General features: G+C 48.8%; 7 protein-coding genes. 5 read left to right on the top strand and 2 right to left on the bottom strand.

Annotated elements, in window-relative coordinates; genetic code table 11:
• The first annotated feature begins 142 nt into the window (after positions 1–142).
• From Q1A40_RS15285 to Q1A40_RS15270, 4 genes are all read left to right on the top strand, one after another.
• Positions 143–1,528, top strand: a complete 1,386-nt coding sequence (locus Q1A40_RS15285; RefSeq protein WP_300001514.1) for a Cu(I)/Ag(I) efflux RND transporter outer membrane protein — start codon at positions 143–145, stop codon at positions 1,526–1,528.
• 31 nt (positions 1,529–1,559) lie between these two features.
• On the top strand, positions 1,560–1,922 hold the full coding sequence (locus Q1A40_RS15280; RefSeq protein WP_300001513.1) for a copper-binding protein: 363 nt from the start codon (positions 1,560–1,562) through the stop codon (positions 1,920–1,922).
• An 82-nt stretch (positions 1,923–2,004) separates the two neighbouring features.
• Positions 2,005–3,270, top strand: coding sequence for an efflux RND transporter periplasmic adaptor subunit (locus Q1A40_RS15275; protein WP_300001511.1), 1,266 nt, complete (start codon positions 2,005–2,007; stop codon positions 3,268–3,270).
• A gap of 10 nt (positions 3,271–3,280) precedes the next feature.
• The gene (locus Q1A40_RS15270) at positions 3,281–6,424 is read left to right on the top strand and encodes a CusA/CzcA family heavy metal efflux RND transporter (protein ID WP_300001707.1); all 3,144 of its coding nucleotides are present in this window, start codon (positions 3,281–3,283) and stop codon (positions 6,422–6,424) included.
• Between the two features lie 65 nt (positions 6,425–6,489).
• Here the strand turns inward: Q1A40_RS15270 and Q1A40_RS15265 are convergent, their stop codons facing one another.
• Together Q1A40_RS15265 and Q1A40_RS15260 are read right to left on the bottom strand one after the other, a co-directional pair.
• Complete coding sequence (locus Q1A40_RS15265) at positions 6,490–7,419, bottom strand: haloacid dehalogenase-like hydrolase (protein WP_300001509.1); 930 nt, start codon at positions 7,417–7,419, stop codon at positions 6,490–6,492.
• Positions 7,420–7,781: 362 nt separating this feature from the next.
• Positions 7,782–9,506, bottom strand: coding sequence for an ABC-F family ATP-binding cassette domain-containing protein (locus Q1A40_RS15260; RefSeq protein ID WP_300001507.1), 1,725 nt, complete (start codon positions 9,504–9,506; stop codon positions 7,782–7,784).
• A 1,105-nt stretch (positions 9,507–10,611) separates the two neighbouring features.
• Here Q1A40_RS15260 and Q1A40_RS15255 point away from each other — a divergent pair.
• Positions 10,612–12,282 (top strand): AAA family ATPase (locus tag Q1A40_RS15255; RefSeq protein ID WP_300001506.1); only part of this gene is annotated, 1,671 nt, incomplete at its 3' end.

The raw sequence follows: 12,282 nt of genomic DNA, 5'->3' as shown, positions 1-12,282 counted from the left end.
ATAGCAACGGCTTCATCCAATAATGACAACTTTGTCATTATCCTGTAACCCTGCCAACAGAGTCATTCAGCTAAGGTGCCTGCTGTCATCCATTGATAGAGCTTGACCCGATGCGGGCAAGCAGGTTCTGGCGAGAAGCGATATGTTTACATTAAAGCAACTGATTCTAAGTAGCGGATTTATTCTGACGGGCTGTGTCAATCTAGTACCGGACTATCAGACTCCAGACCTTCCGGTACCTCAACAGTTTTCACTTTCGCAAAATGGGCTGGTTGCGGTGGCAGATAGTTATCAGGATACCGGCTGGCGCAGTTTTTTCACGCAACCAGAGCTTCAGCAACTGATCGCCAGCGGGTTGGAGAACAATCGCGATATTGAGATGGCGGCTCTGAAAATTCAGAAGATCCGTGCCGAGTATGGTGTCACTAAAGCGGAGCGATATCCACAGCTTAATGGTGCATCAAGCGTTCGTTATCAGGGAGGATTAAATGCGGACAAAGGCAGTAGCAAAGAGTATGACATTGGGCTGGAATTAAGTCTTGACCTGGATTTTTTCGGAAGACTGAAAAACAGCATCGAAGCTGAAAAACAAAACCTGCTGGCCAGCGAAGAGGCTCGACGGAATGTGCATATCGTATTGGTCTCTGCTATTTCTCAGAACTATTTTAATCAGCAGTTAATATTCGAGCAGTTACAGATAGCACAAGATACCCGTCGTAACTACCAGCAAGCCTATGCCTTGGTCAGGCAGCAGGTCGTGAATGGCAGCAGTAATCTGCTGGCGCTGGAACAAGCCCGCGGAGTGCTCGACAGTACCGAGGCTGAAATAGCCAGACGAGAAGGCGAGCTGGCGCAAACGACGAATGCACTGCAACTTTTGCTCGGCAGTTATCAGACCGGACGAGTCTCTGCGTCGACTGGGGCGATGGAATTTAACCCTGTCAGACTTCCCGCACATTTATCATCAGACATTTTACTTCAGCGCCCGGATATCCTCGAAGCGGAACATCAGCTAAAAGCTGCAAATGCCAATATCGGTGTTGCCAGGGCGGCATTTTACCCTGCGATCAATCTGACCAGTGGCCTGTCAGGTAGCAGTAGTGAATTAAATCGTTTATTTAATACAGCGAGTGGTTTATGGAGTTTTATACCGAAAATTGAATTGCCGATATTTAATGCACATCGTAATCAACAAAACTTGGCACGGGTTAATATTCTCCAGCAACAAGCAGTGGTGAATTATCAGCAAAAAATTCAAAATGCCTTTAAACAAGTTGCCGATAGCTTAGCATTACGTGACAGTTTATATAGGCAACTGATTGCCCAGCAACGCTATCTGAAAACATTAAATACCTCCTTGCAACGCGCGAAAAGATTGTACGCCAGCGGTGTGGGCAGTTATATCGAAGTATTAGATACGCAACGTTCTTTATTTACCACCCGTCAAACAATTGTCGACTTGCAGTATGCAAGGCAAATTAATGAAATAAATCTTTTCACTGCCCTTGGTGGTGGCTGGAAAGTGTAATTTTCCACTCTTCTCTTCCTGGAGTAATAATATGAATAAACTATTAAAAATCAGTTTGTTAAGCATTGCATCTATGACAACAGCCTATACCGCAAAAGCGAATGAAACCCACCATAATATACATGGTGAAACTCATCATACTCAGGCAGATGCACAGATGAAAGAACCTCTTTATCAAACTGCCGGGGTGATTAAAGGCATTGATAATAAACAGCAGAAAATATCCATATCACATGATGCAATCCCGGAAATTAGCTGGCCGCCGATGACAATGAATTTTATTTTCACGCCGGTGGCCGCCAAGGTGAATACATTCAAACCCGGTGAGGCGATTAATTTCTCTTTCACTCAGCAGGGTAGTGATTACATCTTGCAGAGCATTGAAGTTAAGTAGTATTTAACGTATGCCCGGATAAATATTATATCGCGGGCATATTGAAATGTAACGGATATATTTCCAGATGGCAGGAACGGATATGGTTTCTTCAAAATTAAAACTGGCTATCGCCGTAGCAGGTGGCCTTATTCTCGGCAGTATAATAATGGCCATGGCATATCCTTATTTATATCCGGATTCGCAGGTCAGCCGCTCACCCGCCGAAAGGGAAGTCCTGTTCTGGTATGACCCGATGAAACCGGATACCAAATTTGATAAACCGGGAAAGTCACCTTTTATGGATATGGACTTGGTCCCCAAATATCGTGATGAAGCAGATGCCAGTGAGGATGCTGAAGGAGTCCGTATTAATCCGGTACTGCTGCAAAATCTGGGATTAAAAACAGAAAAATCTCACAAAGGCCATTTGCAATATCGTCAGAGACTGCCCGCGAATATTGGTTTTAACGACCACCAGTTCGCTATTGTTCAGGCGCGTTCTGACGGTTTTGTTGAACGGGTATATCCTTTGACTCTTGGTGATAAAGTCCAGGCGGGTACACCGCTTATCGATATTACTATTCCTGAATGGGTGGAAGCACAGAGCGAATATTTACTCTTGTCGGCGACTGGGGGGACGGCAGGTGAGTTGAAAGGTATTCTGGAGCGTTTACGACTGGCGGGTATGCCACAAGAAGATATTCAACGTTTACGGAAAGAGCGTGTTATTCAAACGCATTTTACCCTGAAGGCCCCAATTACGGGGGTTATTACTGCTTTTGATCTACGCAATGGGATGAATATCGCTAAAGATAATGTGGTTGCACAAATTCAGGGTATTGATCCTGTCTGGGTGACCGCTGCTGTTCCTGAGTCGCTGGCTGCTTTACTGAATGACGCAGCGCAATTGAGTCTCTCAATACCCGCTTATCCGGATGAAGATTTCGTTATTCAACAATGGAGTCTGTTGCCCGGCGCTGATCCTGCCACACGGACATTGCAGATCCGTATCCCGATAAATAATCGCCAACAACGACTGAAACCCGGAATGAATGCTTATCTGAATCTTCATCTTCAGGGGCCGGAACAGGTATTGATTCCTGCCCCGGCGATTATTGATACCGGTCAGCAGCAACGAGTGATCACCGTCAACTCACAGGGGCGTTTTGTGCCGAAAACTATCAAGCTCGTCCGCGAATCAGAATCCCAGGCGGCAGTAGAAGGGCTGGCTGAAGGGGAGTCGGTAGTGGTGAATGGACTGTTCCTGATTGACTCCGAAGCCAATATCAACGGTGCTCTGGAAAGGTTGCAAACGCCTGAAAACCTGACCGATGACTCCCTCCGTACAGAGCATTCCGGACATTAAGGGAAAGATGATGATTGCATGGATTATTCGGCGTTCTGTCGCCAACCGTTTTTTGATTATGCTCGGTGTGCTATTTCTTATTTTGTGGGGAAGCTGGACTGTCGTAAATACGCCGGTGGATGCATTACCTGATCTCTCTGATGTCCAGGTGATTATCAAAACCCGCTATCCCGGCCAGTCACCGCAGATTATTGAAAATCAAGTGACATATCCACTAACCACCACCATGCTTTCCGTTCCTGGAGCCAAAACGGTACGGGGTTTTTCACAGTTTGGCGACTCATGGGTTTATGTCATTTTTGAAGATGGTACCGATCAATACTGGGCTCGTTCCAGGGTCATGGAATACCTTAGCCAGGCGCAGAACCGCTTACCAGCGGGCATTCGTTCGGAAATAGGCCCGGATGCCACAGGGGTGGGGTGGATTTTTGAATATGCCCTGGTGGATAAAACAGGCAAGCATGATTTGGCTGAATTACGTTCTCTACAGGACTGGTTTTTAAAGTATGAACTCAAAACCATTCCTAATGTATCAGAGGTCGCCTCTATAGGTGGCATGGTCAGGGAATATCAAGTTCAGATCGATCCGGCAAAGCTGGTGCAATATGGCATCACATTGCAACAGGTTAAAAATGCGCTTAATGCCTCTAACCAAGAAATGGGTGGGGCATCGATAGAGCGTGCTGAAGCGGAATATATGGTACGGGCAACCGGTTATCTGCAATCCATCAATGACTTCAATCATATAGTACTGAATGCCGATGTGAATGGCGTTCCCGTTTATTTACAGGATGTAGCCCGGGTGCAGATCGGGCCAGAAATGCGGCGTGGTATCGCTGAACTTAATGGCGAGGGCGAAGTTGCTGGTGGCGTGATTATTCTGCGATCGGGTAAAAATGCCCGCGAGGTGATAGCCGCAGTGAAAGACAAACTTAATACGTTGCAAAGTGGCCTGCCACCGGGCGTTGAGATAGTGACGACCTACGATCGCAGCGGGTTGATTGACCGGGCGATTACTAATCTTAGTCATAAATTACTGGAAGAGTTTATTGCCGTTGCCGTGGTCTGCGGGTTATTTCTCGGACATATGCGCTCTGCGCTGGTGGCGATTATATCCTTACCCTTGGGGCTGTTTATCGCCTTTATTATCATGCACTTTCAGGGAATTAACGCCAATATTATGTCTCTCGGGGGCATTGCCATTGCGGTGGGTGCGATGGTCGATGCTGCGGTGGTGATGATAGAGAATGCCCATAAACGGCTGGAAGAGTGGAATCACAAGCATCCGCATGAAAAACCATGCAATGCTGAACGCTGGAAAATTATCACTGATGCTTCGATAGAGGTCGGTCCGGCGCTTTTTATCAGTTTATTGATTATTACGCTGTCATTTATTCCTATTTTTACCCTTGAAGGTCAGGAAGGGAGATTGTTCGGACCTCTGGCTTTCACTAAAACCTATGCAATGGCAGGCGCTGCGCTGCTGGCTATCACCGTTATTCCGATACTGATGGGTTTTTTTATTCGCGGACATATCCCGGCGGAAACGCGTAATCCGCTCAATCGGGGGCTAATCAAGTTATATCATCCGTTGCTGTTACGTGTGTTGCACTGGCCAAAACTCACGCTTACCGTTGCTCTGCTGTCTATTCTGACAGTAGCCTGGCCGCTGAGTAAAGTCGGGGGGGAGTTTCTGCCGCAAATTGATGAAGGTGATTTACTCTATATGCCATCGACCTTGCCCGGTATTTCTGCCGCGCAAGCACGCTCCTTATTGCAAACAACCGACAGGCTGATCAAAACCGTCCCGGAAGTCGAGACGGTGTTTGGCAAAGCAGGGCGCGCGGATAGCGCGACCGACTCTGCGCCGCTGGAGATGCTGGAAACAACGATTCAGTTAAAGCCACAAAGTGAGTGGCGTCCGGGTATGACTCCTGAAAAAATTATTGAAGAACTGGACAAAACCGTGCGTCTGCCGGGCCTTGCGAACCTGTGGGTTTCACCTATTCGTAACCGAATTGACATGCTTTCGACGGGTATTAAAAGTCCCATCGGCATCAAGGTTTCCGGAAACGTACTGGCCGATCTGGATGAGACCGCACAGCGTATTGAAGAAGTGGCGCGTCAGGTTCCGGGCGTCACCTCGGCACTGGCAGAACGTCTGGAAGGAGGGCGCTATATTACGGTGGATATTAACCGGGAAAAAGCCGCACGTTATGGCATGACCATTGACGATGTACAGTTATTTGTTTCCTCTGCGATCGGCGGTATGCAAACCGGTGAAGTGGTGGACGGTATTGCCAGATATCCCATCAGTATGCGTTATCCGCAAGAATACCGTGACAGTCCGCAAGCATTAAAACAGTTACCGGTACTCACACCGCTGAAGCAGCAAATTATGCTGGGTGATGTGGCGGAAATCAGCGTGAGTAGCGGCCCCAATATGCTGAAAACGGAAAATGCGCTGCCCGGTAACTGGATTTATATTGATACCAGGGGCCGGGATATGGTGTCAGTGGTCAAGGATTTAAAAACCGCTATTGATGAACAGGTGACACTGAAACCGGGGACCAGCGTGACCTTTTCCGGACAATTTGAGTTGTTGGAGCATGCCAGTAAAAAACTCAGCATGATGGTGCCTATGACGGTGGTCATTATTTTTGTACTGCTCTATCTGGCATTTCGCCGCTTTGATGAGGCCCTGCTTGTCTTATTGAGCCTGCCTTTTGCTCTGGTTGGGGGGATTTGGTTTCTTTACTGGCAAGGTTTCCATTTATCGGTAGCAACCGGGACCGGGTTTATTGCCCTTGCCGGCGTGGCAGCGGAGTTTGGCGTCGTGATGCTCATGTATTTACGACATGCAATCGATGATAACCCCCAGTTATCGCAACCGGGAACCTTCAGTGAACAGGCGCTGGATAACGCTCTCTACCAAGGAGCGGTATTACGCATACGTCCCAAGGCCATGACCGTGGCGGTAATTATTACCGGATTACTGCCGGTCTTATGGGGTAGCGGGGCCGGTTCCGAAGTGATGAGCCGTATTGCTGCCCCCATGATTGGTGGCATGATAACTGCGCCATTATTATCGCTGTTTATCATTCCTGCCGCCTACAAACTGATCTGGCTACATAAAAACCAGCAAAGATCCTGAACAGTATCCTCTGTATGAGTCTGTTTCCGTATCAGCATGGTCGGAAACAGACTCCAGGTGTCTGCCTAGCGGTTAACTGATCGAGCCATACGAGTATAGGTATGTCTCACCCCGCGAATAGCAATGCTATAAGCGAGAATATTTTCCGGGAGCGCCAGTCCCATATAACCGGTATCGCCGATATGATGAAGATCTGCCCCCGCCATTTTACTCATCAGCGCTATCTGGCGGATGGTCGTCACGTCGGCACCCTCCTGAGACGTTCCGATAGCGGTCATGGCCAGTACTCCCTGTTTATGGGCAGTATCAACCAGTTCTGCTACACGTTGCTGGCTCATACCCGGCACTGTTCCTGGGGCGGGCAGCAAGACAATATCGGCTCCCTGTGAGGCAAACCAGGATACGTCTTCTTCGGTAATAATTTTGCTGCCACTTTCCCGTACAATACCGGCTCCATGCATTTTCCCAGTGATAAGGATGGCAGCATCGCCTATGGCATCGCGTATCTCTTTTAGTGCCAGACCAAGCGCACGATTACTGACGCCGTTATTGGGATTACCGGTCAGAACGATAATTTTAGCGCCCATGGAAATCAATTTTAAGGCATTTTCCGCTGTTGCCGTTCGTCCTTGTTCCATTTTCCAGAACTCGGCGTGCTTTGCTGAAAATTCAGGGTCTATTGCCTCGAGATTCACGCCAATGATACAGCCTGTCAGATGCTGTAACTCGTGCAGTATACGTTCTGGTGCGGTATTCTCGGGCATTCCCTGGATCTGAGGATTATTACAGTCGAACAGGTTGATCAGCAGAATGTCGGCCCCCTGAGAGGCGGCCAGTTCTGCGTTGGTGATGCTGCCCAGTAGTGGTTGCGTAATGGCAATAGATTCGCTGACCAGTACACGTCCTTCGCTGGCACGGATAGCATATAGAAGTTCATTTTTATTTATTAAGGCTAAATCTGAAGCATTACAGTCAAGAAAACGTTTATTTGTCATAAGTATTATCTTATCAGTATGAGCGAATTATTTATCCTGGTTAAATCATACTGTGTTATTTCAATAATTGTTGCGACGTAAGTGATAAATAAGTCAGATAATAACAGTGGTGGTTGTTATGTTGTTGATTTACAATCAATAAAAATACTTATTTTATCGTGGTGTTATATTTTTAGCATATATACCCAAAATAATTCGAGTTGCTTGTAGGCGCCCAGTTCAGCCCGTCGATGAGCATAGATACACTCTGTGATTCGGCGGGCTGGACGCAGGTAACACCCAAGCAACTTGAAGTATGACGGGTATAGATAGAAGACTTGTTTCGCGGTGTAATATACTCCGCGAAACAAAGTCAGGTGTAATTAAATAGCCAGTTTTTTATTCAGATAATCAATTTCCTGGCGCCACTGCTGTTGTAACTGAGGTTTCTGATGTTTTTCCTTACGAGCGAGATCTTTTTCCAGCAGATCTTCCAGCATAACCAGCCGTTCCAGCAGGATGTCAGCTTCCTGACAGGGCTGGCTGATTTCCGGGATGGATACGACCTCCGTTTTTATCTCTTCAGTCTCCTCCGAGGTTAACTGGTCATAGAGCGCATCAAGAGAATGCCATTCACTGAGCAGACCTTTATCCACCAGCCAGAAACGATTACAGCTCTTGGCTATCAGATTCCTGTCATGTGTAACGAGCAAAATACCGCCCGGAAATTGTTGCAGGGTTTCTGCCAGCGCCTCTTTCCCTTCAATATCCAGATGGTTAGTGGGTTCATCCAGCATTAACAACGAGTAGCGGGCCAGCGTCAGGCCGACAAAAAGGAGTCTTGACCGTTCTCCACCGCTTAAGGTGCTGACCGTTTGCTGGTGACGTATCCAGGGGAATCCTGCGCTTATCAGGGCCATTTTCCTGTCTTGTTCAATCAGCGTGGCGAAAGGAACCAAAGCATCAAGCAGGGTATCGGTATCATTAAGCTGATGCAGGTTCTGATCGTAATATCCCGTATGAACGCGGGGATGAAAACGAATACTGCCCGCGGTCTGGGTCTGTTGAAATTGCTGCCAGAGCAGGCGCAGCAATGAAGACTTTCCGCAGCCATTTCGACCAATAATCGCTACCCGATCACCACTTTTTAACCGCTGAAGTGGCAGATGAAACAGCGGAGGGCTGGATAGTGCGGGTCGCACGTAAACATCTTCCAGCTCCAGCAGACGGTCGGCAACTAAAGCATCGCCTTTAAGCTGCAGACGCCACTGATTCCCGGCACTGAGTTCCGTCTGCGTTTCTTTCAGCTTATCGACCCGTTTTTCCATCTGTTTCGCTTTACGTGATAAGTCCTCGTTATCATAGACATGTCCCCAGGTTGCCAGACGTTTAGCACTCACAGTCACGCGATCTATCTCTTTTTGCTCTGCCTGAAAACGCTGCTGGTCTGCAGTATCCCGCTCTGCTAATGCTTCGCGGGCCGCCGAGCATGGCAGGGCAAAGCAGTGCAGAATACGATCTCGCAAAATCCAGCTGGTATTGGTGACGGCATTTAATAAACTGACATCATGTGACACCAGAATAAAACTGCCGTTCCAGTTTTTCAGAAAGTGTTCAAGCCACAGCATTGTCGGCAAATCGAGGTGGTTACTGGGTTCATCCAGCAATAATACATCGGGCTGACTGATTAAGGCGCGAGCCAGTAACAGACGGGTATGCTGCCCGCCACTCAAGGTCCTGGCGTTGAGGTGCCAGTCCGCGGGAGCAAAGCCCATACTTGCCAGCAGCGTTTCGGCTCGCCAGCTTTCGCTTTCTTGCAGCAGTGGATCAATCTTTTCCCGTACCGCCTCAAACAGGGTAAGACTCATCAGTTCAGGGGGGAGATGTTGCTCTACTCTGGACAGCAGACAGGAATGGGCCTGAGTCAGTGAACCATTCGTCGGGGAAAGGGTGCCATCCAGTATTTTTAGCAAGGTGCTTTTACCGCAACCATTATGGCCTATCAAACCGACGCGATCGCCTTTTTTCAGGGTCAGGCTAATATTGTCCAGTAAAGGACCAAATGGGGTATCCAGCTGCAGGGATTGGGCAGTTAATAAAGTACTCATATGTGCTTACTCAAGAGTTACAGGCATAGCTATGCCTCGTCATACACCACTGACGATAACTCGTAAGCCCGAGTGAAGGTGTCTAAAGGTATGCTTCGCTCAAGCCGAAGTTATCGCAGTACGCTATCGATAACACTTGAGCAGCGACGATCACCAATAGTACGTGAACAAAAAAAACGTTCACAGCACGACATAGGATCCTCCTTATTTTTATCTGGTTAATGGGTAAATGAACAGCCATCAGAAATTAACCAGAATGGTTTGATAACGTCAAGAGATATCAGACCTGTTGCTTTGTTTTTTTGATTTACCACGGGAGTAAAGGCAGATTTCAGGCAGGCAATCCCCTGGACGATTAAGCGCTACGCATTCGTTTTCAGGATTCGCTCTGTATACTGTACCTGGCTCAAATTTCTCAGCTGGAAAATAAAAATATTTTGACTGGGGGAATCGTAATTTTTGCACGCGATCAATTACGCGTTATCTCTCATTTATTCGATAAGTTAAAAAACCGTTTATTTAAATTTTTATCTGTTTTTTTGTACTGACTCATTTTTCAGTAAACTGGCTGTTAGTAGCATCTCACTATTTCATAAAGAACAATTCCACAAATTGAGAATTCTCTTATAAATCATGTAAATAATATATTTTTACCAGCTCCGTCTTTAGTAAATTTATGTTACATAATTCCATTTCCAATCATCTGGTGAACGTTTCTACACTCCCATTTGTCAGGTGTTATTCTTCAGATAATTATATCGAGTAATAACCCAAAACCGCCATATCGGTTTATTCATTCAGATTTTAACCTTTCCAAACTGATAACACTGGCTGTCCACAACTGAACCACCGAGTCGTCATTACAGGATGGTGACGTATTGCAACACAATAGAGGGGAATTCTATGACAATTTCTGGAATGAACGCACCACAGCGTAAGCGACTGACGGGCAGTGAAATCTGCCTGTTCTTTTTGTTTTTACTGAACGTCTGCCAGAGCGGGCGTTGAGCCAAAAGATATCGCCAGAAATACGACCTGATGTGCTTAAGACTTCTTAAATGGAAAAGTGGCGGGCGATAGCCTGTTCAACGGAAAGAGAGAACAAATGGAAAATCCAGCAATGCTGCTACGTCGTCTTAACCCTTACTGTGCCCGAGCGATGGAAGGCGCAGCTTCGCTCTGTCAAACCCGTGCTCACGCGGAAATTTTGCCGGAGCACTGGCTGCTGAAACTGCTGGAGCAGGGGGAAGGGGATCTCACTGTACTGGCACGCCGCTATGAGTGGGATATGGATGCACTCTGGCAGGACTTACTGGGCTGGCTGGATAAACAACCCCGCACGGTACGTACTCGTCCGCAGCTTTCGAACACGATTCAGCTGCTGATGCAGGACGCCTGGCTGATTGCCTCCCTGGCGGGGGAACATTATATTCGCAGCGTTCACCTGCTGATGGCGCTGGTTAATAATCAAAATCGCGTAGGCTGCGATGGGCTCTGGCCGTTACTGACCCTGAGCCAGAGCCAGCTGGAACGCCTGCGCCCGCTGCTGGATGCCCAGTCAGACGAACGCCCGGAAATGCAGCAAGACGCGGAACTGGCACAAAGCCACGGCGGTGAAGTCGCGTTTGTCGGCCAGCCGGACAGCGCCCCAATAAAAGAAGGCGAGCTCAGCCCCGCCCTGCAGAATGCGCTGGATAAATTTACCCTCGATGTCACCGCGAAAGCGAAAGAAGGCAAAATCGACCCGGTATTTGGTCGCGACACGGAAATTCGTCAGATGGTGGATATTCTCTCCCGTCGCCGTAAAAACAACCCGATTCTGGTGGGGGAGCCCGGTGTCGGAAAGACTGCCCTGGCGGAAGGTCTGGCGCTGCGCATTGCCGAAGGCAACGTTCCTGAATCCCTTAAGAGCGTCACGCTACGCACCCTCGACCTTGGGCTGTTACAGGCCGGAGCAGGCGTGAAAGGTGAATTTGAACAACGCCTGAAAAACGTGATTGAAGCGGTGCAGCAGTCACCGACCCCTGTCCTGTTATTTATTGATGAAGCCCATACTATTATCGGCGCGGGTAACCAGGCCGGCGGTGCCGATGCGGCTAACCTGCTGAAACCTGCCCTGGCGCGCGGCGAACTGCGGACCATCGCCGCCACCACCTGGTCTGAATACAAACAGTATTTTGAACGTGATGCCGCCCTGGAGCGCCGCTTCCAGCGGGTGTTAGTGGACGAGCCGGATGACGACACCGCCTGCCTGATGCTCAGAGGCCTGAAATCCCGCTATGCACAGCATCACGGGGTGCATATTACCGATGATGCGGTGCGCGCGGCGGTCACGCTCTCCCGTCGTTACCTGACCGGCCGTCAGCTGCCGGACAAAGCCGTGGATCTGCTGGATACGGCCGCGGCCCGGGTGCGTATGAGTCTGGATACCGTACCGGAATCCCTGGTGTACCTGAAAGCCCGGCAGACCGCATTAACCCTGGAAGAGCAGGCGCTGCTGGAAGACATCGCCGCTGGCGGCCATTCCCGGGGAGAGCGGCTGGCGACTATCGAGAAACAGCGTACCGCCCTCGGCGAAGAGATTGCTGACCAGGAGCAGCGTTTTAGCGCAGAAAAAGCGCTGGCCGAACAGCTGATGGCCTGCCGCCAGGATATCAGCCGCCAGAGCGAGATCCATGCCCTGCAACAGCAGCTCAGCGCACTCCAGCAGGAGAGTGCGCTGGTCCAGGTCGATGTCTGTACCCGAACCGTGGCGAATGTTATCGCGGACTGGACC

The sequence above is a fragment of the uncultured Cedecea sp. genome, from assembly GCF_947498825.1.
In the GTDB taxonomy this organism is placed as follows: domain Bacteria; phylum Pseudomonadota; class Gammaproteobacteria; order Enterobacterales; family Enterobacteriaceae; genus JGM124.
The sequence above is the reverse complement of the archived record's forward strand: the minus strand, read 5'-3'. Positions and strand labels throughout refer to the sequence as shown.